This is a genomic window from Catenuloplanes niger, assembly GCF_031458255.1.
In the GTDB taxonomy this organism is placed as follows: domain Bacteria; phylum Actinomycetota; class Actinomycetes; order Mycobacteriales; family Micromonosporaceae; genus Catenuloplanes; species Catenuloplanes niger.
In genome coordinates this window covers 379,394-405,600 of the sequence record NZ_JAVDYC010000001.1, presented here as the reverse complement: position 1 = coordinate 405,600, position 26,207 = coordinate 379,394, and the positions used below count along the sequence as shown (strand labels likewise).

29 protein-coding genes are annotated in these 26,207 nt (G+C 74.6%); 17 read left to right on the top strand and 12 right to left on the bottom strand.

What is annotated here, in order from left to right:
- The first annotated feature begins 184 nt into the window (after positions 1-184).
- From J2S44_RS01750 to J2S44_RS01725, 6 genes are all read left to right on the top strand, one after another.
- Positions 185-577 carry a DUF4345 domain-containing protein gene (locus J2S44_RS01750; RefSeq protein WP_310408329.1) on the top strand — a complete coding sequence of 131 codons (393 nt, stop codon included), beginning with the start codon at positions 185-187 and terminating at the stop codon, positions 575-577.
- Positions 578-1,166: 589 nt separating this feature from the next.
- The gene (locus J2S44_RS01745; RefSeq protein ID WP_310408326.1) at positions 1,167-2,228 is read left to right on the top strand and encodes a FecCD family ABC transporter permease; all 1,062 of its coding nucleotides are present in this window, start codon (positions 1,167-1,169) and stop codon (positions 2,226-2,228) included.
- A gap of 14 nt (positions 2,229-2,242) precedes the next feature.
- Complete coding sequence (locus J2S44_RS01740; protein ID WP_310408323.1) at positions 2,243-3,211, top strand: ABC transporter substrate-binding protein; 969 nt, start codon at positions 2,243-2,245, stop codon at positions 3,209-3,211.
- A complete protein-coding gene (locus J2S44_RS01735) occupies positions 3,208-3,975 on the top strand; it encodes an ABC transporter ATP-binding protein (RefSeq protein ID WP_310408320.1) in 768 nt (255 codons plus the stop codon). Before J2S44_RS01740 ends, J2S44_RS01735 begins: the two co-directional genes overlap by 4 nt.
- A complete protein-coding gene (locus J2S44_RS01730) occupies positions 3,972-4,673 on the top strand; it encodes a class I SAM-dependent methyltransferase (RefSeq protein ID WP_310408318.1) in 702 nt (233 codons plus the stop codon). Before J2S44_RS01735 ends, J2S44_RS01730 begins: the two co-directional genes overlap by 4 nt.
- Positions 4,674-4,732: 59 nt before the next feature.
- Positions 4,733-5,461, top strand: coding sequence for an STAS domain-containing protein (locus J2S44_RS01725; RefSeq protein WP_310408315.1), 729 nt, complete (start codon positions 4,733-4,735; stop codon positions 5,459-5,461).
- A gap of 13 nt (positions 5,462-5,474) precedes the next feature.
- On the opposite strand, the gene J2S44_RS01720 is transcribed toward J2S44_RS01725, so the two are convergent.
- Both J2S44_RS01720 and J2S44_RS01715 read right to left on the bottom strand, forming a co-directional pair.
- Entirely contained in the window at positions 5,475-5,798 is a 324-nt protein-coding gene (locus J2S44_RS01720; RefSeq protein WP_310408312.1) for an STAS domain-containing protein, read from the bottom strand.
- A 97-nt stretch (positions 5,799-5,895) separates the two neighbouring features.
- The gene (locus tag J2S44_RS01715; RefSeq protein WP_310408310.1) at positions 5,896-6,789 is read right to left on the bottom strand and encodes a glucose 1-dehydrogenase; all 894 of its coding nucleotides are present in this window, start codon (positions 6,787-6,789) and stop codon (positions 5,896-5,898) included.
- A 211-nt stretch (positions 6,790-7,000) separates the two neighbouring features.
- On the opposite strand from J2S44_RS01715, the gene J2S44_RS01710 reads away from it, so the two are divergent.
- The 3 genes from J2S44_RS01710 to J2S44_RS01700 are packed head-to-tail and all read left to right on the top strand — an operon-like array spanning position 7,001 to position 10,409.
- Positions 7,001-8,026: a lysylphosphatidylglycerol synthase domain-containing protein gene (locus J2S44_RS01710; protein ID WP_310408308.1), complete on the top strand. Its 1,026-nt coding sequence runs from the start codon at positions 7,001-7,003 to the stop codon at positions 8,024-8,026.
- Positions 8,027-8,037: 11 nt separating this feature from the next.
- Positions 8,038-9,141, top strand: coding sequence for a glycosyltransferase (locus tag J2S44_RS01705; RefSeq protein WP_310408304.1), 1,104 nt, complete (start codon positions 8,038-8,040; stop codon positions 9,139-9,141).
- Complete coding sequence (locus tag J2S44_RS01700) at positions 9,138-10,409, top strand: PIG-L family deacetylase (RefSeq protein ID WP_310408301.1); 1,272 nt, start codon at positions 9,138-9,140, stop codon at positions 10,407-10,409. Before J2S44_RS01705 ends, J2S44_RS01700 begins: the two co-directional genes overlap by 4 nt.
- A gap of 221 nt (positions 10,410-10,630) precedes the next feature.
- On the opposite strand, the gene J2S44_RS01695 is transcribed toward J2S44_RS01700, so the two are convergent.
- Positions 10,631-11,254, bottom strand: a complete 624-nt coding sequence (locus J2S44_RS01695) for a 4'-phosphopantetheinyl transferase family protein (RefSeq protein ID WP_310408299.1) — start codon at positions 11,252-11,254, stop codon at positions 10,631-10,633.
- Positions 11,251-12,072, bottom strand: coding sequence for a metallophosphoesterase family protein (locus tag J2S44_RS01690; protein WP_374727797.1), 822 nt, complete (start codon positions 12,070-12,072; stop codon positions 11,251-11,253). Before J2S44_RS01690 ends, J2S44_RS01695 begins: the two co-directional genes overlap by 4 nt.
- 58 nt (positions 12,073-12,130) lie before the next feature.
- Here J2S44_RS01690 and J2S44_RS01685 point away from each other — a divergent pair, with 58 nt between their 5' ends.
- Positions 12,131-12,919, top strand: a complete 789-nt coding sequence (locus J2S44_RS01685; protein WP_310408294.1) for a class I SAM-dependent methyltransferase — start codon at positions 12,131-12,133, stop codon at positions 12,917-12,919.
- 37 nt (positions 12,920-12,956) lie between these two features.
- Here J2S44_RS01685 and J2S44_RS01680 read toward each other — a convergent pair whose 3' ends face one another.
- Both J2S44_RS01680 and J2S44_RS01675 read right to left on the bottom strand, forming a co-directional pair.
- Positions 12,957-13,787 (bottom strand): phosphatidylinositol-specific phospholipase C/glycerophosphodiester phosphodiesterase family protein, encoded by an 831-nt coding sequence (locus J2S44_RS01680; protein WP_310408291.1) that lies wholly within the window; start codon positions 13,785-13,787, stop codon positions 12,957-12,959.
- Positions 13,788-13,898: 111 nt separating this feature from the next.
- Entirely contained in the window at positions 13,899-14,063 is a 165-nt protein-coding gene (locus J2S44_RS01675; RefSeq protein WP_310408288.1) for an SDR family oxidoreductase, read from the bottom strand.
- Positions 14,064-14,094: 31 nt separating this feature from the next.
- Between J2S44_RS01675 and J2S44_RS01670 the strand changes: the two genes are divergently transcribed.
- The 3 genes from J2S44_RS01670 to J2S44_RS01660 all read left to right on the top strand — a co-directional run bounded on the left by J2S44_RS01670 (position 14,095) and on the right by J2S44_RS01660 (position 17,587).
- Positions 14,095-15,279: an FAD-dependent monooxygenase gene (locus tag J2S44_RS01670; RefSeq protein ID WP_310408285.1), complete on the top strand. Its 1,185-nt coding sequence runs from the start codon at positions 14,095-14,097 to the stop codon at positions 15,277-15,279.
- A gap of 168 nt (positions 15,280-15,447) precedes the next feature.
- A complete protein-coding gene (locus J2S44_RS01665; RefSeq protein WP_310408282.1) occupies positions 15,448-16,929 on the top strand; it encodes an MFS transporter in 1,482 nt (493 codons plus the stop codon).
- 67 nt (positions 16,930-16,996) lie between these two features.
- Complete coding sequence (locus J2S44_RS01660; RefSeq protein ID WP_310408279.1) at positions 16,997-17,587, top strand: TetR/AcrR family transcriptional regulator; 591 nt, start codon at positions 16,997-16,999, stop codon at positions 17,585-17,587.
- Positions 17,588-17,602: 15 nt separating this feature from the next.
- Here J2S44_RS01660 and J2S44_RS01655 read toward each other — a convergent pair whose 3' ends face one another.
- Together J2S44_RS01655 and J2S44_RS01650 are read right to left on the bottom strand one after the other, a co-directional pair.
- Positions 17,603-18,637, bottom strand: coding sequence for a homoserine dehydrogenase (locus J2S44_RS01655; protein ID WP_310408276.1), 1,035 nt, complete (start codon positions 18,635-18,637; stop codon positions 17,603-17,605).
- Positions 18,634-19,158: a hypothetical protein gene (locus J2S44_RS01650; protein ID WP_310408273.1), complete on the bottom strand. Its 525-nt coding sequence runs from the start codon at positions 19,156-19,158 to the stop codon at positions 18,634-18,636. The genes J2S44_RS01655 and J2S44_RS01650 overlap by 4 nt, the downstream gene beginning before the upstream one ends.
- 58 nt (positions 19,159-19,216) lie before the next feature.
- Between J2S44_RS01650 and J2S44_RS01645 the strand changes: the two genes are divergently transcribed.
- Positions 19,217-19,948, top strand: coding sequence for a tetratricopeptide repeat protein (locus J2S44_RS01645; RefSeq protein ID WP_310408271.1), 732 nt, complete (start codon positions 19,217-19,219; stop codon positions 19,946-19,948).
- Here J2S44_RS01645 and J2S44_RS01640 read toward each other — a convergent pair.
- Both J2S44_RS01640 and J2S44_RS01635 read right to left on the bottom strand, forming a co-directional pair.
- Complete coding sequence (locus J2S44_RS01640; protein ID WP_310408268.1) at positions 19,920-20,057, bottom strand: hypothetical protein; 138 nt, start codon at positions 20,055-20,057, stop codon at positions 19,920-19,922. The genes J2S44_RS01645 and J2S44_RS01640 overlap by 29 nt on opposite strands.
- Before the next feature lie 1,055 nt (positions 20,058-21,112).
- Positions 21,113-21,685, bottom strand: a complete 573-nt coding sequence (locus J2S44_RS01635; protein ID WP_310408265.1) for a TetR family transcriptional regulator — start codon at positions 21,683-21,685, stop codon at positions 21,113-21,115.
- A gap of 64 nt (positions 21,686-21,749) precedes the next feature.
- Between J2S44_RS01635 and J2S44_RS01630 the strand changes: the two genes are divergently transcribed.
- Together J2S44_RS01630 and J2S44_RS01625 are read left to right on the top strand one after the other, a co-directional pair.
- Positions 21,750-22,544, top strand: a complete 795-nt coding sequence (locus tag J2S44_RS01630; protein ID WP_310408263.1) for an SDR family NAD(P)-dependent oxidoreductase — start codon at positions 21,750-21,752, stop codon at positions 22,542-22,544.
- Between the two features lie 89 nt (positions 22,545-22,633).
- Positions 22,634-24,076: a glycoside hydrolase family 76 protein gene (locus J2S44_RS01625; protein WP_310408260.1), complete on the top strand. Its 1,443-nt coding sequence runs from the start codon at positions 22,634-22,636 to the stop codon at positions 24,074-24,076.
- Between the two features lie 24 nt (positions 24,077-24,100).
- Here J2S44_RS01625 and J2S44_RS01620 read toward each other — a convergent pair whose 3' ends face one another.
- The gene (locus tag J2S44_RS01620; RefSeq protein ID WP_310408257.1) at positions 24,101-24,538 is read right to left on the bottom strand and encodes a permease-like cell division protein FtsX; all 438 of its coding nucleotides are present in this window, start codon (positions 24,536-24,538) and stop codon (positions 24,101-24,103) included.
- A gap of 209 nt (positions 24,539-24,747) precedes the next feature.
- Here J2S44_RS01620 and J2S44_RS01615 point away from each other — a divergent pair, with 209 nt between their 5' ends.
- Positions 24,748-25,278 (top strand): GNAT family N-acetyltransferase, encoded by a 531-nt coding sequence (locus J2S44_RS01615; RefSeq protein WP_310408254.1) that lies wholly within the window; start codon positions 24,748-24,750, stop codon positions 25,276-25,278.
- On the opposite strand, the gene J2S44_RS01610 is transcribed toward J2S44_RS01615, so the two are convergent.
- Positions 25,211-26,143: an enoyl-CoA hydratase/isomerase family protein gene (locus tag J2S44_RS01610; RefSeq protein ID WP_310408251.1), complete on the bottom strand. Its 933-nt coding sequence runs from the start codon at positions 26,141-26,143 to the stop codon at positions 25,211-25,213. The two genes, J2S44_RS01615 and J2S44_RS01610, sit on opposite strands and share 68 nt — an antisense overlap.
- Between the last annotated feature and the right edge of the window lie 64 nt (positions 26,144-26,207).

Genomic DNA, 26,207 nt, shown 5'->3' with positions numbered 1-26,207 from the left:
TCCCTGGAACATCCCGTCGCTTACCCGCGGGTCCGGGAGCCTGTCGCCGTTGGTGTCCGGCACGCCGGCCACGGCACCGGCCGGCACCGCGGCCTCGGCGGATCCGGCGCCCGCCGAGACATCAGCCACAGCACGTCGATTGCCCACCCGTGCCGGGAGAAAAGGCCTCTGCGATCATCCGAGGATGACACGTCTTCTCCGGGCCCTGCTGACCCTGCTCGGCCTGGTACCTGTCGTCACCGGCCTGCTGGGCGTGATCGGTGGCGTCACCTTCGATCCGACCGATAACGCATCGAGCCACTACTTCGACAGTGAGTACCGTTTCCTCAATGGTGTGTGGATCTGCGTGGGAGTTGCGCTCTGGTGGTCACTGCGCAGGCCGGGTCCGAGAGCGGCCGTCACCCGATTCCTGTTGGTCGCCATGGTGGCGGGCGGACTGGCCCGCGCCGTCTCCGTGGTGACGCTCGGCTGGCCCAGCCCCGTGTTCACGGCCGCCCTGGGCGTCGAACTTCTCCTCATCCCGGCCCTTGTCGCCTGGCACGCCAAGGCGTATCCCATCCCTGCCTCGACGGCCTGAACGCTCCTGACACGATCTCTGCGCCGGTCGGGCGTTCCCGGCGGACGGCCAGGCGGCGGACCTGGTGGAGCAGGGCGATGCCCTGCCGTGGCCGCCCCAAGCCATTGATGTGTCGTCATCCACCAACTGTCCGGACGAAAACGCGGAAATGCGAATCTGTTGCCCGGGATCGTCGTGAGCGCCTGCGTTCTCTTCTCGCCTCATCCGGAGGAATGGCGGAGGGTGACTCCCGGAGTCTGATCTCGTGTCGAGTTGATTGTCGGAGTGGTCGCGTTGGGGATGGTCTCGAGTTGATCGCCGGGGCAAGAACATGATCGCGGCGGGTCACTCCGCGCGCAGGTGCAGGCGGGATCGGTGTTGGTGATGGCCGATTTTCTGGACTTCGATCCCCGGGATGCAAGCCCCTTCGTTCTGGGGATGGTGGTGGAGCGGCGCACGGGCGTGACGTACGGAGATCAATGTGGTGGTCTGCTCTGCCTCTGGCGGACGGTCGAGGACGGTCGTGACGCTGCGAACGAGACCTTCCGCGTGATTGATCTTGCTGCTACGTTGTTGCAAAAGTTTGGCAACAACGTAGGGAGAGCGGCCGGTGTCCTCCGACCCGCTGGGCGTGGGTGCGCGCCGGCGTAGCACCGTTCTCTGGCTGGTCGGGCTGACCGTCGCGTTGATCGTGACCGGCCTGGTCGCGGTCGGGACCGGCGCGATCGCGATCGACCCGGCCACCGTCGCGCGGATCATCGGGCACAAGACGCTGGCGATGACCGCGGGGGACTGGACGCCGCCGCAGGAGGCGATCGTCTGGCAGGTGCGGCTGCCCCGGGTGCTGCTCGGCATGACGGTCGGCGCCGGCCTCGCGATCTGCGGCGTCGCGCTGCAGGCCATGGTCCGCAACGTGCTCGCGGACCCGTACCTGCTCGGCATCAACTCCGGCGCGTCCAGCGGCGCGGCCGCGGCGCTGCTGTTCGGCGCCGGGGCCGGCTTCGGTCAGTACGCGCTGTCCGGCAGCGCGTTCGCCGGTGCGCTCGCCGCCTCGCTGCTGGTCTTCCTGATCGCCCGCAGCGGCGGCCGGGTGACCAGCATCCGGCTGCTGCTGGCCGGTGTCGCGGTCGGCTACGCGCTCTACGCCGCCACCAGCTTCCTCATCTTCGCGTCCGGCTCGGCCGAGGGGTCCCGGTCGGTGATGTTCTGGCTGCTCGGCTCGCTCGGGCTGGCCCGCTGGGACGGGCTGCTCGCGGTGACCGCGGTGATCGTCGTCGGCACCATGGCCTACCTGACGGTCGTGGGCCGGCGGCTGGACGTGCTCGCGGTCGGCGACGAGACCGCGCACACGCTGGGCGTCAGCCCGGACCGGTTCCGGATGCGGCTGCTGGTCATCGTGTCGCTCGCGATCGGCGTGCTGGTCTCCGCAAGCGGCAGCATCGGCTTCGTCGGGCTGGTCGTGCCGCACCTGGCCCGCCGCATCGTGGGTGCCGCGCACGTGCGGGTGGTGCCGGTCGCGGCGCTGCTCGGCGCGATCCTGCTGGTCTGGGCGGACGTGGTGGCCCGCGTGCTGCTCGCCCCGCAGGAGATCCCGATCGGCATCATCACGTCGCTGCTCGGCGCGCCGTTCCTGCTCGTCCTGATCCGCCGGCTGCACGCCACCAACGCCTAGGAGAAACCCCCGACATGAAGGCACGCCTGGCCACGATCCTCGCCGCGACGCTGCTGATATCCGCGTGCGGCGAAGGACCCGACAACGCGACCGCCGAGGGTACGCAGGCGGGCTTCCCGCTGACCGTGCGGAACTGCGGCGTGGACGTCACGTTCGACAAGGCGCCGGAGCGCGTCGTGCTGCTGAAGAGCGCGGCCGTGCCGTACCTCCATTCCTTGGGTGTGCTGGACCGCGTCACCGCGCGCGCCGGTCAGTACCCGAAGGAGTACTACGACGCGGCCACGCTCGCCGAGCTGGAGAAGATCCCGCTGCTCACCGACAAGACGGACACCAGCGGCCACCTGCAGATCTCCAAGGAGGTGGTGATCTCGCAGCAGCCCGACCTGGTGCTCGGCGAGGTCGACAACCTGTCCCGGGACACGCTTTCCGCGGTGGACATCCCGCTGCTCGAGGAGCCGGTGCTCTGCCCGGACAACACCGCGGCGCCCACGTTCGACAGCATCTACGCGCAGCTGGAGTCGTACGGCCGGCTGTTCGGTAGGCAGGCCGAGGCGCAGACCGCGGTCGCGGCGCTCAGGGACCGGATGGCGAAGATCGAGAAGGTGGAGAGCCGCACCGCCGCGGTGCTCTACCCGACGGTCGGCGGCGGCGTCACCTACGCCTACGGCAGCACCAGCATGGCGCACCCGCAGCTGGAGGCGGCCGGGCTCACCAACGTGTTCGGCGACTCCACCGAGCGCGTCTTCGAGGTCACGCTGGAGGAGCTGCTCGGCCGGAACCCCGACGTGATCATCATGCTGTACGGCGACGGTGACCCGAAGGCGGTCGAGACCGCGGTCACCGGGCTGCCCGGCGCGGAGAAGCTCACGGCGGTGCAGAACGGCGACCTGCTGGTCCAGTTGTTCAACTTCACCGAGCCGGCGTCCCCGCTCAGCGTCGACGGCCTGGAGAAGATCGTCGAGCGGTTCCGGGCCGGATCGTGATCGAGGCGGCCGGGGTGTCCTGGCACTACGGCACGAACCCGGTCATCGACGGCGTCAGCGTCACCGCGCGCCCGGGCCGGGTGCTGGGGCTGATCGGCCCGAACGGCAGCGGCAAGACCACGCTGCTGCGGCTGCTCTACGGCGCGTTGCGCACCGCCACCGGCACGGTCGTGGTCGACGGGGATCCGCTCGGCGGCCTGGGCAGCCGGGAGGCGGCCCGGCGGCTGGCCGTGGTGGTGCAGGAGACCGGCGGCGAGACCGCGCTGACCGTCGGCGAGATGGTGCTGCTCGGCCGCGGGCCGCACCTCGGCACGTTCCAGCGCACCGGCGCGCCCGACCACGAGATCGCGGCCCGCTGCCTGGAGCGGGTCGGCGCGGCGCACCTGGGCGCGCGGGCGTTCGCCGGGCTGTCCGGCGGCGAGCGGCAGCGGGTGCTGATCGCCCGCGCGCTCGCCCAGCAGGCCACCCACCTGCTGCTCGACGAGCCCACGAACCACCTGGACATCCGCTACCAGCACGAGATCCTCCGGCTGGTCCGCGGGCTCGGGACCTGCGCGATCGTGGTGCTGCACGACCTCAACCTGGCGGCCCGCTACTGCGACGACCTGGTGCTGCTCGGCGACGGCGGCGTGGTCGCGGCCGGCACCGTGGACGAGGTGCTGGAGCCGAAGATCCTCGAGCCGGTCTACGGCATCGGCATCCGTCGCCTGGAGCTCGAGGGCGAACTGCACCTGCTCTTCCACCCGATCGAGGAGATGGCATGACCACCGCACCGCAGGACCGGATCAACGCGTACTGGACGCGGCGGGCGCCGAGCTACGACGAGTACGTGCAGCGTCCGGAGCGGTTCGCCCGCGACCAGGAGGTCTGGGCCGGCATCTGGCGGGACGCGCTGGGCGCCGGCGCGCGCGACGTGCTCGACGTCGGCACCGGCAGCGGCCAGGTCGCGATGGTGCTGGCCGGGCTCGGCCACCGGGTGACCGGCATCGACCTGTCCGAGGGCATGCTGGAGCACGCGCGCCGGCACGCGGCCGCGATGACGGACGGCCCGGTCATCCTGGCCGATGACGCGGTCGCGCCGGACTTCCCGCCGGCCTCGTTCGACGCCGTGACCAGCCGGTACCTGATGTGGACGCTGCGCCACCCGGACGTCGCGGTGGCGAACTGGGCGCGGCTGCTGCGCCCCGGCGGCACGGTCGCGGTGGTGGACAGCACCTGGTTCCCGCACGGTCTGGACGCCGCGCCGGAGAACCTCAACGGCCACTACGACCAGGGGGTACGGGAGGTGCTGCCGCTCGCGACCGCCACCTCGATCGACGCGACCGCCGCGGTGCTGGAGCGGGCCGGCCTGCGCGACGTGACCGTCACGCCGCTGACCGCGATCTTCGAGCTGGACCGCGAGTTCGGCGTGGCCCCGGACCACGAGCACCAGCTGCAGTACCTGGTCACCGGCCGGGCCTGACGGACACCCGAACGTGCTGCTGTCCGGCATTTCGGCGGCGGACGACGGACAATGAGATCGTGCCGCCTCTCTCAACCGAGGTCGACCAGATCGGGACCAGGACCCTGGTTCGTCTGCGCGGCGACCTGACCCTGTCCAGTGCCCCGCAGGTGCGACTGGCGCTGTCGAGATGCCTGGTCGACGTGCCGGACGCGCTGATCGTGGATCTGGCCGGGCTGCGGGTGCGCGAGCCGGTGGCACTGTCCGTGTTCCGCACCGTGGCCTGGCAGGCGGCGATGTGGCCGGGCGTCCCGCTGCTGCTCTGCGCGCCCGGCCCGGAGACCGCGCAGCTGCTGGCGGCGCAGCGGCTGGACCGGCTGACGGTCTTCCCGACCGCGTCGGCCGCGCTGACCGCCCGCGCGGCCCGCCGCATGCCGACGGCCGGCGACACCGTGCTGCCCACGGCCGGTGCCAGCCGCCGCGCCCGGGAGCTGACCGAGCAGGCGTGCCACCGGTGGAACGTGCCCGTGCTCGCCGTTCCGGCCGCGATGATCGCGGGGGAGCTGGTCACGAACGCGATCGTGCACGCGCGGACCATGGCCGACCTGCGGGTGTCGCTGGGCCGCCGGTTTCTGCTGATCATGGTGCGGGACGGCTCGCTCGCCCCGCCGCACCTGGACACCGGCCCGCCGGACGCCCCGGAGACCGGCCGCGGCCTGCGGCTGGTCGAGGCGATCGCCCGGCGCTGGGGATCTCTGCCGGCGCCGGGCGGAAAGGTCGTCTGGGCGGGCCTGCCGGTCGACCGGTGACCCGCCCGCCGGGTCACCGGCGCTGCTGGAGCGCGGTCACCTGATCGGCTATGTCGGCCAGGCCGACGACGCGCAGTGCGTGCCCGGCCGTCTCGTCGTGGACGTTGACGATCCGGTACGGGCGATCGCACCGCTCGGCGGCCTCGCGTCCCTCCAGCAGGGCGCGGATGCCGGCCGCGGTCAGCGCGGACACTCGGTCCAGGTCGACCACGATCGGGCCCGCGCCGGGCTGGTCCGCTGCGTTGGCGATGATGTCGGTGAGTGCCGGGGCGACGTCGTTGTCGACGTCACCACTGATCGACAGGCGGATTGTGCCCTCGCCGTCCTCGGACTTCACCACTGAGAAGGAACCGGTCACACTTCTGCTCCGATCAGAAAGCGGTGCGCCGAGCCTACGCCAGAGTTGCGACAGTCCTGTGACAGGACGCTGACTGTCAGCTCACCGGCTTACCGCCGGTGACGCCGAGTACCTCTCCGGTGGTGTAGCTGGACTCCTGACTGGCGAAGTACACATAGGCCGGCGCCAGCTCCGCGGGCTGCCCGGCGCGCTTGAGCGGGGTGTCCGCGCCGAAGCTGTCCACCTTGCCGTCCGGCATGGTGGCCGGGATCAGCGGCGTCCAGATCGGCCCGGGCGCGACCGCGTTGACGCGAATGCCCTTCTCCGCCAGGTCCTCGGCGAGCGCCTTGGTGAACGCGACGATGCCGCCCTTGGTGGTGGCGTAGTCGAGCAGCGGCGCGGACGACTGGTACGCCTGGATCGACGCGGTGTTGATGATGACCGAACCGGCCGGCATGTGCGGGACCGCGGCGCGGGAGATCCAGAACATCGCGTACAGGTTGGTCTTCATGACCTTGTCGAACTGTTCGGTGGTGATGTCGACGATCCCGCCGGGCTGCGCCATCTGGAACGCCGCGTTGTTGACCAGGATGTCGACGCCGCCGAGCTCGCTCACCGCCCGGTCGACGATCGCGGCGCAGTGCGCCTCGTCGCGGATGTCACCGGGCACCCGGACCGCCTTGCGCCCGGCCTTCTCGATCAGCGCGGCGGTGTCCGCGGCGTCCTCCTCCTCTTCGGGGAGGTAGGAGATCAGCACGTCGGCGCCCTCGCGGGCGAAGGCGATCGCCACCGCGCGGCCGATGCCGGAGTCGCCTCCGGTGATCACCGCGCGCCGCCCGGTCAGCCGGCCGCTGCCCTGGTAGGTCTCCTCGCCGTGGTCCGGCTTGTCCGGCATCTCGCCGGTCGTGCCGGGCTCGCCCTGGTCGCCGCCGGTGAGCTGGTCCGGCGTCGGGTACTGGCTGCGTGGATCACGGATCTCGTACTGGTTCATGGGAACCGCTTTCCCCGGATTCGCCATGTCATTCCGGGGTTTCGGGGCGGCCGCCGGACGCGGCTGGGCGGGGCCCGGGGGACACGGCCGGCCGGTGCCTCGGCCGCCCGGGGCGCACCACGACGCGCCACATGCCCGAAACGGACTAAATACCACTAAAAGCCAACATCTGGGACTACGGTGGGTTATCTACCGGCGCCGGGGGGAGTGGATGGAGCGCACCGCGACGTCGCGGCGAGGATGGCTGCGACGCCTCGGACTCCTGCTCGCTGCCGTACTGGTCGTCATCTGGGCCGCCCACCACCTCGGCGAGGCCGGCGCGTCCTGGACCGCGGCCTGGGCGACGATCAGCGAGGTCGGCTGGCGGTGGCTGCTCCTGCTCGGCACGGTCTGGCTGCTCGGCCTCTGGGTGCACACGTTCGTGCTGGACGCGTCCCTGCCCGGCCTCACCCACCTGCGCGCACTCACGCTCAACCTGTCCGGCAGCGCGGTCGCGAACATGCTCCCGCTCGGCGGCGTCGCCGGCACCGTCCTCAACCTCACCATGGTCCGCGGCTGGGGCCACACCAACCGCGACTTCGCCCGCTTCGTGGTGGTGTCGAAGGTCTGGGACGTCGCCGCCCGCCTGCTGCTGCCGATCGTCGCGGTCCTGCTTCTCCTCGCCGCCGGCCGGCTGCACCCATGGCTGCCCTGGATCGGCGTCACCGGCCCGGCCGCGCTCGCCGGCGGCCTGCTGGTCGCCGCCTCCCTCGGCCGGTCCCGCCCGCTGCTGCGCCTGGTCGCCCTCGCTTCGCTCGCCGTCCGGAACATCCCGTGGGTACGCGGTGCGACCTGGACGGACGCGGCCGGCTCGCTGCTCGACGGCGTCGACCGGCTGGTCCGGCGGCGCTGGCGGCCGCTCACCGCCGGGATGGCCGGCTACTGCGTGTCCGAGGGCGTGCTGCTCTGGCTCTGCCTCACCGCGGTGGGCCTGACCGTGCCGGTCCCGGTGCTGCTCGCCGGGCTCGCCGCCGCCCGCGCGCTCACCCTCGCCGCGGTCACCCCCGGCGGCACCGGCCTGGTCGAGACCGGCGCGGTCGCGGTGCTGATCGGCCTCGGCACGGACGCCACCGGCGCGCTCGCCGGCGTGCTGCTGTTCCGCGGCTTCGTCTTCGCCGCCGAGATCCCGGTCGGCGGGATCGCGGTGCTGCTGTGGCTCGCCACCCGCCGCCGCAGCATCCGCCCCACACCGGCGTGACCTGGAGAAACATGCGCATCGCCCACGTGACCGACGTCTACCTGCCCCGCCTCGGCGGCGTGGAGCTGCAGGTCCGCGACCTCGCCACCCGGCAGGCGTCGGCCGGCCACACCACCTTTGTGGTCACCGCGACGCCGGGACCGGACCCCGACGACCCGCCGGTCCCGGTCGTACGGCTCGGCGCGCCCGGCGTCGGCCCCTACCGCGCGGTCCGCGACCACGAACTGTGCCGGGTGCTGCGCGAACACCGCGCCGAGGCGATGCACGTGCACGTCTCCGCGTTCTCGCCGCTCGCCTGGAGCGCGGCCCGGCTGGCCGGCCTGCACGGCGTACCCACGGTGGTCTCGGTCCATTCGATGTGGCACGACGTCATCCCGGTCATGCGCTGGTACGCGCGCCGCCGCGGCGCCGCCCGCTGGCCGGTCGACTGGGCCGCGGTCAGCACGGCCGCGGCCGCCGCGGTCCGGGACGCGCTCGACGGGACGCCGGTCGCGGTGCTGCCCAACGGCATCGACCCGGCCGCCTGGCTGGCCCCGCCGGTCCCGCGCGACGGCCCGCCGACCGTGGTCAGCGTGATGCGCATGGTCCGGCGCAAACGCCCCCGGCCGCTGCTGCACGCGCTGTTCGCGCTGCACCACGCGCATCCGGGGCGGGTCCGCGCGGTCCTGGTCGGCGACGGCCCGCTGCTGCCCCGGCTGCGCGCCGACATCGCCGCGGCCGGGCTCACCGCCGGGGTACGGCTGACCGGTGCGCTTCCCCGCCACGAGATCCGCGCGCTGCTGGCCGCCGCGGACCTCTACGTCGCGCCCGCGCACCGCGAGTCGTTCGGCATCGCGGCGCTCGAGGCCCGCTGCGCCGGCCTGCCCGTGGTCGCCCGCCGGGGCAGCGGCGTCGCCGACTTCATCGAGCACGGCGTCGACGGCTGGCTGGTCGGCTCCGACGCCGAGCTGGTCTCCACGGTCTCCGGGCTGCTCGCCTCGCCCGGTCTGCTGGCGGACGTGGCCGGGCACAACCGCGCGGTCGTGCCGCACCTGCACTGGGACGCGGTCCTGGCCGCCGCCGAGACGCGCTACGCGGCCGCCGCCCGCCTCCAGGACGCGCTGGTGCGGGCATGACGGCGCCACGCACCGCCGGGGTCCCGGCCGCCGGGGTCGCGGCGGCTGAGGTCGCGGCCGCCGGCGGTGTCGGGCCGGCACGTCGCGGCGGGTTCACGATCGTGGCGTTCCACGCGCACCCGGACGACGAGACGCTGCTGACCGGCGGCACGCTGGCCCGCGCCGCCGCCGAGGGACACCGGGTGGTCCTGGTGACGGCGACCCTCGGCGAAGCCGGCCTGGCCGGCGATCCCGCACCGGCCACGGACGCCGTCCCGGGTGGACGGTCCGCGCCGGACAGCGCCGCCGCCCGTCGTGCTTCCGCGCCGGCCGGCGGCGCCGCCCCGCGCGGGTCCGGGCCCGACGACGGTGAGGCCCTGCGCGGTTCCGCGTCGGACGGCGGCGCCGCCCCGCGCGGGTCCGGGCCCGACGACGGTGAGGCCCTGCGCGGTTCCGCGTCGGACGGCGGCGCCGCCCAGCGGGGTTCCGGGACCGACGGCGGTAACGCCCAGCGCGGTTCCGCGCCGGACGGCGGTGACGCCCGCCGTGGGTCCGGGCCGGGCAGCGGCTACGCACCCGACGGCTCCGGGCCGGGCCGTGGTTCCGGCGGCGGCCCGGGCGGCGGCCGGCTCGGTGGCCGGCGGCATGCGGAACTGCTCGCGGCCGCGGCCGCGCTGGGGTGCGCGCGGGTGGAGGTGCTCGGCTACCGGGACTCCGGCCTGCACGCCGGTGCCGGCGGCTGCTTCGCGGACGCGCCGGTCGAGGAGGTCGCGGAGCGGCTGGCCGCGATCCTGCGCGCGGAGCGCGCCGACGTCCTGATCGGCTACGACGCGCGCGGTGGCTACGGCCACCCGGACCATCTCCAGGTGCACCGCGTCGCCCCGGTCGCGGCGCGGCTCGCCGGCACGGCGCTGCTCCTGGAGGCGACCGTGGACCGGCGCGCGCTGCGGCCGCTGCTGGCGGTGCTCACGCTCGCCGGCCGCCTACTGCCCCGGCTGCCGCTCGGCGGCGCGGCCACCGCGTTCACGCCGCACGACCGGCTGACCCACGCGGTCGACGTGCGCGGCTACCTGCGGCAGAAGCGGGCCGCGCTGCGCGCCCACGCGAGCCAGGCCACCGGCGGACCCGGCCTGCGCACGGTCGCCGCCCTGGCCGCGCTGCCCGGCCCGGTCTTCGCGGCCGTCGCCGGCCGCGAGTGGTTCGTCGAGCCGGGCCGTCCCGCGGGTGCCCCGCTGCTCGGCGACATCCTCGCCTCGCTCCGCGACCGGCCCGCGCCGCCGGGGAGATGACCCGGGCGTCGCCGGCATCGCCCACGTGGTGGCCGTGTCTGCGGACGGGCTGCCGCTCCGGGCCGGCGGGCCACCGGCGGCCGCGCCGCTCGCGGCCGATGACGTCCCGGCCACCGGCCGGCACCGGACCCGGGCGGTGGGAGATCCGCTTCCGGGCGGCGCCGGGGAGCTGGCCGGGCCGCCGGCATGGTCCGGACCGGCACGGCGTGGAGGCGTGCCGGTCAGCGGACGTCGACGATCGCGGTCAGGATCAGCCCGCCGGAGGCGAGCCAGCGGCCGCTGAACGCGCTGACCGGCCCGTCGATCAGGATCTCGGCGTGGAACGTACCGTCCGGGGTGGCGGTGAGGCGGGCCTCCTCGAAGCCGAGCCAGCGGCGGGCGAGCGGGAACCACGCCTTGTAGACCGACTCCTTCGCGCTGAACAGCAGCCGGTCCCAGTGCGGGCCGCGGCCGGCCGACTCCGTCCAGAGGCGTTCCTCGGGCAGGCTGACCAGCTCCAGTACGCCGGCCGGGAGCGGCTCGTCGGGTTCCGCGTCGATGCCCAGCGACCGGATCTCACCGGTGCGGGCGGCGACCGCGGCCCGGTAGCCGGCGCAGTGGGTGATCGCGCCGACGACGCCCGGGGGCCAGCCGGGCGCGCCGCGCTCGCCGGGGACGATCGGGGACTCGGGCAGCCCCAGCGTGGCCAGCGCGCGGCGGGCGCACCAGCGGCCGGTGACGAACTCGCGGCGGCGCTTCTCCACCGCGCGCGCCACCACGGCCTCCTCGGCCGGGAACAGCGGGCAGTCCTCGTCACCGAACGTCTCGGCCCAGGCCACGCCGGGCGGCAGCAGCTGCTCGATCATGCGGTGAGGACCCGGCGGATCGGGGACGGCAGTCCGGGGCCGCGGCCGCGCCACTCGCGGGGGTAGCCGAGCGAGACCTCCTCGAAGCGGACGCCGTCGTACCAGGTGGTGCGGGGGATGTGCAGGTGGCCGTAGACCATGACGGTGGCGCGGAACCGGATGTGCCAGTCGGCGGTACGGTCGGTGCCGCACCACTGGGCGAACTCGGGCTTCCACAGGATGTCGGTCGGCTCGCGGACCAGCGGGTAGTGGTTGACCAGCACGGTGGGCACGTCCGGCGGGATCGCGGACAGCCGGGCCTCGGTGATCGTGGCCCGCTCCGCGCACCAGGCGTCGCGGGACGGGTGCGGGTCGGGGTGCAGCAGGAACTCGTCGGTGCAGACGACGCCGGCCGCCTCCGCGTGACGCAGCGACTCCTCCTTCGTGGACATCCCGGCCACCCGCCAGGAGTAGTCGTATCCGACGAACAGCGGCGCGATCGCGGTGCCGTGCCACCTCGGGTACGGGTCCTCGGGCGTGTGGACGCCCAGGTCGCGGGCGACCTCGACCAGGTGGCGGTAGCGTTTCTCGCCGCGCAGCTGGACGGCGTCGTCGCGGACCGTCCACAGCTCGTGGTTGCCGGGCGCCCAGATCACGGTCGCCCACCGGCCGGCCAGCAGCGCCAGCGTCCGTTCGATGTCGGTGACCTGCTCGGCGACGTCACCGGCCACGATCAGCCAGTCGTCCGGCGTGACCGGGTGCAGCGACTCGGCGATCGCGCGGTTCTCGGGGTAGGTGACGTGGAGGTCGCTGACCGCGTACAACCCTGGCGTACTCATCGTCATCCATCGTAATCATGGGGTGGCGGCGGGTGCGCGGAGCTGGGACCGTAGTGGGATGTCACGGACCGAGCACGAGTGGCGGGCGGAACCGTACCGCGCGGCGAACGGGGTTCAGGTCCGCGCCGCGCTGAAGGCGCTGGCCGGGGCCGGGCTGCCGCGCGACGGCCGGTTCGCGGACGTCGGCTGCGGATCCGGCGAGGTCGCGGAGGCGATGGCGCGGCGCGGGCTCACGGTCGACGCCTGCGACATCAGCGAGTCGATGGTGGACGCGGCCCGGGCCCGGTGCGCGGCGCTGCCGGTCACGGTGGAGCGGCAGGACGCGCGGCGGCTGTCGCTGCGGCCCGGGGCGTACGACGTGGTCCACTCGTCGTGGATGCTGCACTGGCTGGCGGAGGCCGATCACGCGGTACGGACGATGGCGCGCGCGGTCGCGCCGGGCGGCACGCTGGTCCTGCAGTACAGCGCGGGCCAGCCGCGCGCGGACGGGTTCGCGCTGCGGGACACGCTGCGCGCGGTCGCGGACCGGCCGGCCTGGCGGGACCGGCTGACGGACGCGCCGATCGTGTTCTATCAGCACCCGGCGGACGAGGTGTCGCTGCTGCTGGCCGCGGAGGGCCTGGCCGTGTCACCGGTCGAGCCGGTCGCGCAGGACCTGGGCGCCGGTGACCTGGACCGGTTGCGGGCGGCGCTGCGGGCGGCCACGTTCGCGGCCCAGGCCGAGGTGCTGGGCGACGACACGGACGCGTTCATCGACGAGTGCCTGGCCGCGCTGGCCGCCGCCGGCGCGCTCGACCCGCACAACGTGTGCATCGTCGCCCGGCGGCCGCCGCTGACCCGGGTGTGATCGAGGCGGCCGCACCGGCCGCCTCGACCGTCGAGGGTCAGCAGCCGCGGAGGAAGGCCTCGAGACCGGCCAGGTCGTCGGTGTTGATGTGGTCGACGCCGGCGCGGCGCAGCTCGGTCCAGATCGCGTCGCGGGCCGGGCCGGGCGTGTCCGGGGTGGCCCAGAACCGCACCCGGCGGCCGTCCGCGTGCGCGGTCGTCACGATCTCGCGGAGCCGGGCGCGCTGGTCGGCGGGCATCGGGCCGACGCCCAGCCAGGTGAACACGGTCGTCCAGTTGTCGCTGATCAGCGGGATCAGCGACGCGGGCGCACCGGCGGTGAGGTCGGCCATTCGGCCGTCGTAGAACGCGTACCGCACGGTCTGCGACTCCATCAGCGCGCGCGGCCGGTCGCCGCTGACCACCGCGGTGACCGCGCCGGCGGTGACCCGGCCGTGCGCGTACCGGGTCAGCACGGTGCGGTACTCGCGCAGCGCGGCGTCGAGCGCGGTGTACGTCTCAGCGCCGGTGTTCTTGATGTCGATCAGCAGCTGCAGCGAGATCGGGCTGCCGCGGTGGACCCGGCCCCGGTTCGCGCGCACGCGCTCGGCCAGCGGTGCCAGATACAGCGCTTCGAGGGTACGGCCGGGCCGCAGGTCCTCCGGGTCGTGCGCGACCAGCAGCTCGCCGTCGACCAGGTAGATGTCCGCCTCGACGCTGGTGAAGCCGTGGTCCAGCGCGTCCAGCAGCGGACGCTCGTGCTCGTAGTCGTTGTGCGCGTGGGCCTGGGGGAGCGGCCGGGTCTTCGCCGGGGCGGCCTGGGCCGCCGGTGCGAGGGTGGTGATCAGCGCGGCCGTGACGGCCAGCACGATCGACGTGCGACGCAGCAAGGGGGCACTCCTTTGCTCGGGCGATTCGCACCGAACGATACGAGTGTCCGGGAACGGCGGCCGGAAACCCCCGATGAACACTTCCCGGCCGCCGTCCCCGTGCCCGCGGGGTCAGCGCGCCAGGTAGCCGCCGTCCACGTACGGCTCGGAGCCGGTGACGAAGGACGCGTCGCCGCCGGCCGGGAACGCGACCGCGGCCGCGATCTCGTCCGGGCGGCCCGGGCGGCTCCGTTCTCCGCCGCCGGGTTCGGCCGGGCCGTGGGCCGGCTCCGGCATGGGGGTGGGGCCGGGTGGGAAAGCTGCGGTGATGAGAATCCTGGTGACGGGTGCGAGCGTGGCGGGGCCGGCGGCGGCGTACTGGCTGGCCCGGACCGGGCACGACGTGACGGTCGTCGAGGCCGCGCCGGAACTGCGCGAGGGCGGGCAGAACGTCGACGTGCGCGGGACCGGGCGCGAGGTCATCCGGCTGATGGGGCTCGAGGACGCGGTGCGCGGCCGCAACACCGGCGAGGTCGGCACCCGGTTCGTCGACGGGCGCGGCGCGGCCGTCGCGGAGTTCCCGGTCGACGGCCGCGAGGGCACCGACGGCCCGACCGCGGAGCTGGAGATCCTGCGCGGCGCCCTGGCCCGCCTGCTCGTCGACGCCTGCCCGGCCGCGGTCACCTGGCGGTTCGGCGACCGGATCGCCGGGCTGACGCAGGACGGCGACGGCGTCGACGTGGAGTTCGCCGGCGGCACCCGGGAGCGCTTCGCGCTGGTCGTGGTCGCGGAGGGCGTCGGATCCCGGACCCGCGACCTGGTCTTCGGTTCCGCCCCGCGCGAGCGGGCGCTCGGCATGTACTCCGCCTACGGAACGATCCCGCGGACCGCGGCCGACGACGACTGGTGGCGCGTCCTCGTCGCCCCCGGCGCACGCCAGGTGATGCTGCGCCCGGACGACGTCGGCAGCACCCGGGCCACGCTCAACTTCCGCACCCCCACCCCGGAACTGGACGGCCTCGACGACGCCGGGGTGCGCGCCGCGCTGCGGGACCGGTTCGCCGGCGTCGGCTGGGTGGCGCCGCGCGTCCTGGACGGCTTCGACACCGCCGACGACCTCTACGTCGACTGGCTCCGCCAGATCGACTGCCCCACCTGGCACCACGGCCGGGTCTGCCTCCTCGGCGACGCCGCCTGGTGCGTCACCCCGATCGGCGGCGGTGGCACCTCCCTCGCCATCACCGGCGCGTACGTGCTGGCCGCCTACCTGTCCCGGGCGGCGTCCCCGGCGGAGGCCCTCACCCGCTACGAGCGGTGGATGCGCCCGCTGACCACCGCGGCCCAGAAACTCCCGCCCGGCGTACCCCGGATCGCGGCGCCGCGGTCCCGCGCCGGCGTCCGCCTGCTCCGCCTCGGCGCCCGGGCGGCCGCGCTGCCGCTGTTGCGGTCCCTGGCCGCCCGGCTGACCAGCGGCCCCGAGGCGACCCGCGAACTGCCCGCGCTGATGGCCTGAGACGCGCTGATGGCCGGAACCGTTGTTTCGACCACGGGTCCGCCGTGCGTGGTGGCGCCCGGCACGTGTCCCGGGCGCCCACCCGTCGGTGGGGCGATCGGCGCGACGACCGGCCTGAGCCGTAGCTCACCCTAGAAACTGCACCGACTGGTCGGTAAAGTTTCGGGCGTGAACATCTCTGTGACCTCGGCGCCGGTGCTGTCGGCGCGGCGGCGGTGGGCGGCGCTGGCCGTGCTGGCCGCGGCGGTGCTGCTGCTCGCGATCGACGGCACCGTGCTGGCGCTGGCGGTGCCGGCGCTGTCGGCGAGCCTGGCACCGAGCGCGGAGCAGATCCTGTGGATCGGTGACGTCTACTCGCTGGCGCTGGCCGGGCTGCTGGTGCTGGCCGGCAACCTGGCCGACCGGTTCGGGCGCAAGCGGGTGCTGCTGCTCGGGTCCGTGGCGTTCGGCGCGGCGTCGCTGCTGGCCGCGTTCTCACCGAGCGCGGAGGCGCTGATCGGCGCGCGGCTGCTGCTCGGTGTGGCCGGTGCGACGCTGATGCCGTCCACGCTGTCGCTGATCCGGAACATCTTCCCGGACGACGCCGAGCGCACCCGGGCGATCGCGATCTGGTCCACCGCGTTCGGTGCGGGGTCCGCGATCGGGCCGCTCGCCGGCGGGTTCCTGCTCGAGCACTTCTGGTGGGGCTCGGTGTTCCTGATCAACGTACCGGTGATGGTCCTGGTGTTGATCTCGGGTTGGCTGCTGCTGCCGGAGTCGCGCGACCCGGATCCGGGCCGCTTCGACGTGCTCTCCGCGGCGCTGTCGATGGCCGCGATCGTGCCGTTCGTCTACGCGGTCAAGCATCTGGCCGGGTCCGGCCTCGACGCCGTGACCGTGGGCTGCCTGACCGCCGGCCTGCTCGGCGGCGTGCTGTTCGTCCGGCGGCAGCGGCGGCTGGCGGCGCCGATGCTGGACGTGGAGCTGTTCCGCAGTCCCGCGTTCTCCGGCGCGGTCGCGGCGAACATGATCTCGATCTTCGCGCTGACCGGGCTGCTGTTCTTCTTCTCGCAGTACCTGCAGTTCGCGCGCGGCCACGGACCGCTCCAGGCCGGCCTGGCGGAGCTGCCCGCGACGCTCGCGTCGATCGCCGTGGTGGCCGTGGTCGGCGTGGCCGCGACCCGGCTCGGCCGCGGCCGGGCGATCGCGCTCGGGCTGGTGCTGGCCGCCGCCGGGCTGGCCGGGGTCGCGGCCGCGGCGCACGGGCCGTACGCGTGGCTGGGCCTCGCGCTCGTCCCGATCGGCCTGGGCATCGGCCTGGCGATGACGCTGACCGGCGACGCGATCGTGTCCGCCGCGCCGCCGCGCAAGGCCGGCTCGGTCTCCGCGATCACCGAGACCGCGAACGAGCTGGGCGTGGTCCTCGGCATCGCGGTGCTCGGCTCGCTGGTCACGGCCGTCTACCGGTCCGGCGTCGGCCCGGGCGCGCCCGCGGAGGTGCGTGACTCGCTCGGCTCGGCGCTGCGGGTGCTCGCGCCCGGCTCGGACGCGGCGGCCGCGGCCCGGGACGCGTTCATCACGGCGATGCAGACGACGTCGCTGGTCGCGGCCGGCCTGACGCTCGGGGCCGCGGTGCTGGCGTGGGCGCTGATCCCGTCCCGGCGGGCGTAGCGGCCACAGGCCGAACGCGCGGGACCGCATCGAGGACCGAGGACCCGCGCTGGGTACGGTGACGGGCGTGGGACGCACGGCGGGCCGGTCACCGGAGGACACGCGACGCGCGCTGCTGGCCGCCGCGGGGTCGGCGATCCGGGCGCGTGGCATCCACGCGTCGCTGGACGAGATCGCGCGGTTCGCCGGCGTCTCCAAGGGCGGGCTGATCTACCACTTCGCCAGCAAGGAACGGCTGATCCTGGAGGTGGCCCGGGACCAGCTCGCCGCGTTCCAGGCCAGCATGGACGCGGCGCTCGACCCGCACGACACCGCGCCGGGCCGGCTCACCCGCGCCTACCTGCGGTCGGTGCTGGCCGACGACGAGGTCGCGGTGCGTGACTCGCTGGCACTGATCGCCCAGCTGATGATCGTGCCGGCCGTGGCCGAACTGGCCGTCGCGGACGCCCGCCGGATCGAGGCCGACCTGGCCGCGGACGGTCTGCCGGAGGACGTGGTCGCGCTGGTCGTGGCCGCGGCCGACGGTCTGAGCGCCACCCCGATGTGGGGCGGCACCGCGCACACCGCCGCCCACCGCCGCCTGATCGAGCGCCTGGTCCACCTCACCCGCCACCCGGAGCTGTGGAACGACCTCGGCTGGCCCGGCGAGACCCGGTGAGCGGGCCGGCCCGGGTCACCGCCCGGGCGTGCGCGCGAGCGTGAGGATGTCGCGGAGGACGGCGGCGGCGGACGGCACCGCGTCGGGTTCCCGGGTGGTGGCGGACAGCCGGCCGGCGACGTCGGTGTGGACGACGACGCCCATCTCCTCCGCGTCCATCCGGGCCAGCGGGTGGTCGCCGGGCAGCTCGACGGGCGCGACCGTCAGGCGCCAGCCGTCGGCGCCGGGGACCGCGGTGCCGAGCGGGACGACGCGCCGGCCGGCGGCCCGGGCCCGCAGCAGGTCGTCGCGGGTGACGCCGGTGATGCCGGTGCGGTCCACGTCGGACAGCCGGGCCCGGGTGCCGAGCGTGGCGTTCGCGAGGATGACCAGCTTGCAGGCGGCGTCCCAGCCGTCCAGGTCGAACGACGGGTCCGGCTCGGCGATGCCGGTGGCCTGGGCACGGGCGACCGCGTCGGCGGGGGAGAGGCCGTCCTCGATCAGGCTGAGCACGTAGACGCTGGTGCCGTTCAGCGCGGCCTCGACCCGGGTCGCGCGCGCGGAGGTGAGCGTGGCCCGGACCAGCGTCACGGTCGGCAGCGCGCCACCGACGCACGCGCTGTATCCGACCGCCGGCCCGGGACCGGTCAGCTCGTCCCAGGCGAGCACCAGCGGGGCCTTCGCGGCCAGCGCGACCGGGATGCCGGCCGCGCGGGCGGCACGGACCGCGGCCAGGCCGGCGCCGCCGGTCTCCAGGTCGCCGGGGCCGGCCTCGACCAGCATGTCGATCCCGGTGCCGGTGGCGAGCACGTCCGCCACCGTGGTTCCGGCCACGGTCGCGCCGGGCAGGTCGACGGCGCGCCCACCCGCGGCCTTGTGCGCGGCGAGCGCGACCGGGTCGATGCCGCCGGCGTCGACGATCGCGCCGGAGGAGTCGACCGCGGCCACCACGCGCAGGTCGAGACCGTGGGTGCGGCGCCGGTCCGCGTCGTCGGCGGCGATCAGGCGGAGCAGCGAACCGCCGATCGCGCCGAGGCCGCTCACCGCGATCCGTACCGGGCGCGGGGTCATCGGTTCGTCTCCGTCAGGACCAGCGGGACCCCGTCGTGCAGCCGGCGGTCCGGCCCCGCGAGGATCCACGCCCGCGCGGCCGGGCCGATCCGGTATCCGCGGCCGGCGCGGCCGTCGGTGGTCGCCACGTCCGGGGACGTGACCGCCTGCAGCGCGGTCCAGGCCGCGTCGGCCAGCGTGGTGAAGTCCCGCCGGACCGGGTCGGCGTGCTCGTCCGGGAACCATGTCCAGGCCAGCCGCCCGGGCCGCATCGCCGTCGCCCCGCCCGCGGTCGTCGACCGCTGGTACTGGATCAGCGGCCCGCCGTCCCCGCCGCGCAGCCGCAGGAACGCCTGCGATCCGTGGTGGCGCATCGCGTCCGGCAGTGAGGGGTGCGGTGTGCTGGCCCGCGCCCGCCGGTCGTGCGTCTCCCACCCGCCCAGCTCCGCGACCACCGGTGCGAGCCGTTCCCCGAACGCGGCCTCGTCCTCGGCCAGCATGAACGTACCGACCCGGCGCGACCGCGCCCCCACCTGGAACATCGGGCAATCATGACAGCCCCGCGCCGAACGACTCGCCCCGGAGTACGGTGTCCGGATCATGAGCGATTTCGCGGAGCGCATCCGGGCCACGTTCCGGCGTGGCGACAGCGACGGCGTGGTACGGCTCGCGGAGGCCGAGGTGGCGCGGGCCCGGGCGGCCGGCGACCCGGCCGGCGAGGTGGAGGCGCTGTACGCGCTGGCCCGCGTCGCGGCGCGCGGCGGTGACCTGGTGGAGTCCCGGCGGCTGGCCTCGGCCGCGCTGGACGTGGCGGTCCGCAGCGGCGACCGGCGGCTGGAGGAGCGCCCCCGGCACGTGCTGGCCGCGGTGACGCGGATGTCCGGCGACCTGGTCACGGCGCGCGGACTCTACGAGGCCAGCATCGCGCTGAACGAGGAACTGGGCCGGCCGGAGACCGTCGTCTCGGAGCTGCACAACCTGGCGTTCACGGAGCTGCACCTCGGCGACGTGGCCCGGGCACGGGAGCTGTTCGCCCGCAGCCGGGAGGCGGTCTTCGCGCGCGGCTACGACGCGTTCGTGCCCTACGTCTGCGTGGCCGCGGCGGCGCTGGCGGACGCCGAGGGCGACCACGCGCGGGCCGCGCGCATGCTCGGGCTGACGGACCGCGCGTTCGCCGCGCTCGGGCAGGTGCCGGACCCGGACGACGCCGCGGAACTGCGCCGGGTGACGGACGCGTCGGTGGCCGCGCTCGGCGCCGGCGGTTACCGGGTCGAGTACGACGCCGGCACCGCGCTCGACCCGCTCAGTCTGCGAGGTCCCGCAGCGCCGTGAGCGCCTCGGAGAGCGAGACCGGGTCCACGTCGCCGGGCGGGACCGGGCCGGTGGCCCGCCACGGGTCGCGGTCGCGGCCGCCCGTGCGAAGCGGCTGCGGCTCGGCCACGACCGGACCAGCGGGGCCAGCCGGCCGACGGTCTCGTCGTCCGCGAGGCGGGCCTGCGCGAGCAGCGCCCAGGCGTGCGCGGCCGGCATCCAGTCGCCCAGCCACGCCTCCATCAGCGCCCAGCCGAACTCCGCCGTGCTCCGCGGGTCGCCGTCGCGGACCCGCGCGGGTACGTCCGACGTGACCAGCGGCTGGGCGGTCGCGGACGACTCGACGGCGTCGATCGGGTGGTAGGAGCCGGGCGGCGGCTCCGGCGGGTCGGCGAGCCGGGCTGTGGCCAGCGCCGTGATCAGCTCGGCTACCTCGTCGGCGGGCAGCGTGCCGCCGTCGCGCAACCGGATCTCCGGCAGCGCCGCGGGCCGCGCCCAGCCGGGCAGCCGCACCGGCCGTACCGTGGCGGGCCTTTTCAGCAGGGCCTCGAGCGCGGCGGCGGCCGGTGCTCCGTACCCGCGCGCGATGTCGGTCAGCACGGCGGTGTGCCCGGAACCGGCCAGGAAGCGGAGCGCGTCCTCGGCGTTCTGCCGGGCGCGTCCCGCCCGGCCGGCCGCGGCCGGGATCAGCGCACGCGCGGCCGCGGTGGCGTGCCGGTGCAGCCACCGCCGGGACCACAGCCGGCCCGACCCGAGGTGGCGTAGCCAGCCGGCGGCGAGCGCGGCCGGTTCGGGTCCGGCGAACGGCATCAGCAGCAGGCCCGTCCGGTCCGGCTCGGCCCCGGCCGCCGCGAGCCCCAGCGGCAGCGCGTCCGCGCCGAACCGCGCGATCGTCGCCATCGCCAGGTCCCGGCGGCCCACGTGCCGGGTGGGCACCCAGTGCGCGAGCTGCGGGATCGCGAGCTCTTCCGGGCCGCGCAGGAACAGCCAGACCGTCTGCCACGGGGTCAGCGAGGTGCCGGTGGTGGCGCCGGCGGCCGGCTCCGGCCAGTCCGGCGCGAAGCGGCCGTGGTCGGCGACGGCCGCGCGGGCGGCCCAGCGCTCGCGCTCGCCCGCCGCCCAGCGCGGCTCGGTCGGTCGGTGCAGGCGAGGTCGAGGGCGGCGGGCACGGCCGCAGAGGCCGTCTCAGGCGTGCCGGACCGCGTCCAGGGCCTCGTCGAAGAGCGCCACGACGTCGCCGCTGCCGCCGCGGCGCGCCCAGATCTCGGTGGCGCTGTCCAGGCAGGCCAGCGCGGCGGAGACGATCGCGTGCGCGGCCGGGTCGGGCAGGTCGCCGGGTGCCCGGCCGAGCCGGCGGGTGACCTCCGGGACCAGCAGGTCCAGCCAGGCGAGCCGCTTCTCCAGGCGGCGGGCGCGCAGCGACGGTGTCCTCAGGAACATCTCGGCGAGCGCGAGCGCGCGGTCCGGCGGGTTGTCCTCGAGCACGTGCAGCGCGGCGCGCAGCGCCTCCCACGCGGTCTCGCCGGCCGGCCGGGCGCGCAGCGCGGCCAGCACGGATTCGCCGGCGGCGAGCATGTCGCGGAGGACGATGTCCTCCTTGGACCCGACGTAGCGGAACAGCGAGCGTGGCGAGACGCCGGCCTCGCGCGCGATCTGGTCGGTGGTGGTGGCGTCGAAGCCCTGCGCCACGAAGAGCCGCATGGCGGCGTCGTCGATCTCCCGCTCCACCGCGCGCCGATTGCGTTCCCGGATGCCCATCCGCCGATCGTATCAGCAGATGCCATATTGGCAGAGGCTGTCAAAATGGCGTACGGTGCCATTCATGCGAGAACTGGAACACCACCTGCAGACCGTCCTGATCACCGGCGCCAGTTCCGGGATCGGCGCGGAGTTCGCCCGCCGGCTCGCCGCGCGGGGATCGGGCCTGGTCCTGGTCGCCCGCCGGGCGGACCGGCTGGAGTCGCTCGCGGCCGAGCTGAGGGCGGCGCACGGCGTACCCGTGACGGCACTGCCCTTCGACCTGAGCGGCATCGCGCCGGGCGCCGCGCTCGCGGCGGAGCTGGACCGGCGCGGCATCGCGGTCACCGCGGTGATCAACAACGCCGGGCACGGCAGCTGGGGACGGTTCCACGACGACGATCCGGCCTGGCTGCGGCACATGATCGCGGTGAACGTGACCGCGGTGGCGGACATCAGCCGCGCGTTCATCAACCGCCTGCGCGCACACGGCCGCGGCTACCTGCTGAACGTGACCAGCGTGGCCGCGTACGCGCCGGTGCCGAACCAGGCCGCGTACTCCGCGTCCAAGGCGTTCGTGCTCAGCCTGACCGAGTCGCTGTGGGCGGAGTCGCGCGGCACCGGGTTGCGGGTGCTCGCGTTCGCGCCGGGCGTCACCAGCAGCGAGTACTTCGACGTGGTCGGGACGGCGGACGCGGCCGGCGGCTCCCGCTACCGGACGCCCGCGCAGGTGGTCGGCGCCGCGCTGCGCGTGCTCGACCGGCGGGACCCGCCGCCGAGCGCGGTGGCCGGGCGGCTCAACCACGCGCTGACGCTGGCCGCCCGCCTGGTCACGCGCCGGCGCGGCGTCGCGCTGGCGGCGGCCAACACGCTGCGATGACGGATATTGCCTAAATCAACCCTAATTAATGTCCTTTCGTGGGGAACCGGAGGGATGATGTGCGTCAGTCGCGCGTGGGAGGCGGACACATGAGACGCATGATCATCGGGTCGGTCGCGCTGGTGGTGGCGGCCGCGGGCGGGCTGATCGCCCAGACCTCGGTCAGCTCGGCGGAGGTCGTCGCGGCCGCGGCGATCTGCAACATCCACTGCGACGGGCGGGACGCCGGGCAGGCCGGTGGCGACCGGGCGCCGGTCAGCGCCGCGGTCCACGGCCGCACCGTGCGCGTGCACGTCAGCGACCCGGACACGATGATCTGGGGAACCGTGGAGAACGGCTCGCCCGGCGACGAGGTGTGGCTGGACCGGTCGTTCGACGGCGGCCGCGGCTGGGCGTCCGGCGGCCGGCTCGGTCTCACCACGGTGGCGGGCGGGCAGCGCGCCGCCCGTAGCCCGATGTTCAACGTGGACGACTGGGCCACCCGCGGCGTCGGCGTGCTCCGCGCCTGCGCGAAGGCGGCCGACCGGCCGGAGATCGCCTGCACGCCGTGGGCGCGCAGCACCTGGAACGCCGGTGACCGTGGGCGCGCGGCCGCGACCGCGTTGATGATGCGCTACGACCGGGCCACCGGCCTGTTCGACGGCAACGCGTGGTGGACCAGCGCGAACGCGATGTCCGCGCTGATCGAGAACATCCGGGTCTCCGGCATGGGCAGCTACACCTACGCGATCGCGAACACCTACGACCGGCAGATCAACGCGGCGCAGGGGCAGTTCCGCAACGAGTACATCGACGACACCGGCTGGTGGGGCCTGGCCTGGCTGGCCGCGTACGACCTGACCGGCGACGTCCGCTACCTGAACACCGCGCGCGCCGACGCGGAGCACATGCACGGCTTCTGGGACGGCGTGTGCGGCGGCGGCGTGTGGTGGCGCAACGACCGGCAGTACAAGAACGCGATCTCGAACAGCCTCTACATCCAGCTCAACGCGGAGATCGCGCAGCGCACCGGCAGCGCGGTCCACCGGCAACGCGCGGAGGCCGGCTGGGCGTGGTTCCGCGGCACCGGCATGATCAACGGGGACAACCTGGTCATCGACGGCATCAGCCTGCAGACCTGCCGGGGCGTCAGCGGCCCGCTCACGTACAACCAGGGTGTGCTGATCAACGCGCTGACCGGCCTGTACCGGCTGACCGGCAACGCGGAGCAGCTCGCCACCGCGCGCCGCCTCGCGGACGCGGTCACGGTCTCCGGCCGCCTCACCCAGAACGGCATCCTGCGCGAGCCCGGCGAGCAGGACAACTGCGCCGGCGACCAGCCGTCCTGGAAGGGCGCGTTCGCCCGCGGCCTCGGCGTCCTGAACCGCGCGACCGGCGGCGCCTACACACCCTGGCTGCGCCGTAACGCAGACACGATCTACGCCGGCAACCGCAACACCTTCGACGCGTACGGTTCGCACTGGTCCGGCCCGTACATCGACACCAACCACGGCTGCCAGCACAGCGCGCTGGACCTGCTCAACACGGTCTGACCGGGTCCCCCGCCCGGCGCCGGCTCAGCCGCCGAGGTCCTCGCGGCAATCGGCCCGGGTGACGCACTGGAAGAGCACCTCGTCCACGCCGGCCCTCTCGGACAGCGTGGTCGCGGTGCCGGCGTCGCGCAGCGCCTGGTACGCGTCCAGGTCGGTGGTCCGGACGGTGAACTTCTCCGACAGGTTGTTCCGGTCGATCGGCACCGCGCTCGGCTGGTTCTTCAGGAACTCGGTGAGGTCCTGGTAGGCCTGTTCCTTCGTGATCAGTGCGACCTCGGTGACGCCGGGCAGTGCGCGCAACGCCTGTTCGACGTCGGCCCGCTGCTCGGGCGTGATGTCCGGCTCCAGGAAGACGATCATCTCCGGGTTCTCGCGGATGACCTCGCCGGCGTTGTCCAGGGAGACGCAGGCGGAGAGCAGCAGGACGGCGAGCGCCGCGGTGATGATCGAAAGGATACGCACCCGCCGAGGGTAGCCGTCACGGATCGGTGGTGGTCGCGCAGTGCGGGCGCGGCCCGCCGTGGAGCGGTACCGTGATCGTCGGGCCACCGCCGGAATTGCGGTATATAAGGGCTTGTGTCGGTTTGCCGGCCATATCGGGGGATGCCGTCGGCAGTCGGTGAGCAGTGGCGGGCTGGTGAGTGAGCAGTTCCCGCCGCGACCGTTGGGGCATGGACGATATGCGCGACCTTGCGGTGATGCGGCGGGCCGTGGCGTCCGATCTCGACGCTGTGAACGACATGCACGCGCGCTGCTCGGCCGAGACGCGGCGGGCCCGCTACCACGGGCAGCGGGATCGGATCAGGGCGGCGGAGTGGGCGGCGCTGTGCGAGCCGAGCTACGGGTTCAGCGCGCTGGTCACCGTGGAGGGCCGCACGGTGGGGCTGGTGAACGTGATCGGCACCGGCGCGGAGACGATGTGGGAGGCCGGGCTGCTGATCGAGGACGCCTGGCAGGGCCGTGGGCTCGGCACCCGGGCCGCGGCCTACCTGGTGTGGGAGGCCCGGGCGTCCGGCGCCTGCGGGATCGAGGCGCTGGTCGAGTCGGACAACGCGCGCGGCAAGCGGCTCTTCGCCCGGCTCGGTGCGGAGTGGTTCCGCGAGGAGCCGGGCGTGCTCACCGCGCGCATCCGGTTCAGCGTTCCGGTGGCGGCGGGTTCAGGTCGATCGCCGTCCCGTCCGCCCATGGGCGCCTGTCGGTGAGGAACACGCTCTCCCCGTCCGGCCGCCGCATCTCCAGCCAGCGGCGCAGCGCCGACCGGGTGGCCGGGCTGGGTACGCCGGCGATCTGCGACACGCCCTCACCGGTCAGCGTGGCCCGCGCGGTCGCCTGGTAGGCCCGGTTGATCAGCCGTTTCTGCCGCCCGACCTGGACCCGGGGGCGGCGCGCGTAGCGTTCGGCGAGCCGCTGCGCCTCCGCCGTCGCGTCGCCCGGGCAGACCCGGTCGATCAGTCCCAGGTCGAGCGCCTCGGCCGCGGTGTACGGCTCGCCGTCCAGCAGCATGCGCAGCGCGCGAGCCGGCCCGACCAGGTGCGTCAGCCGCTGGGCGCCGAGCGTGGTGGTCAGCCCGATGGTCAGTTCCGGCACCACGAACGACGCGCGCGCGGACGCGATCCGCTGGTCGAAGAAGACCGACATCTCCAGCCCGCCCCCGCCGCACGGGCCGTCGATCGCCGCGATCCAGACGGCCGGCGACCGCATGATCCGCAGCACCAGGTCGTGCCAGCGGGCGATGCCGTGGACGCCGGCCAGCTTCGACCTCGCCAGGAGCGGGCCCGCACCGGCCGCGGTCAGCGCGCGGACCGCGCCGAGCAGCAGGCGGGCGCCGGCCGGGGGCAGCCGGGGCGCGGACTCCGCGGTCGCGGACAGGTCCGCGATGTCCCAGTGCGTGATGTACCGCCCCGGCACCGCGCTGCCGATCACCACCGCGCCGATCCCCGGGTCCCGTTCCACCTGGCGTGCCACCGCCTGCAGTGCCTCGATCAGCGGCCGGGTCAGGTAGTTGTGCGGTGGCGCGTCGATCAGCACGGTGAGCACGCGGCCGTCCCGCGCGGTTCTGATGGTCACCGGCCGGATGATGCACGCCCGGCGTCGACGGCCGATTGACGTGGCGCGGACACACCCGCTTCCG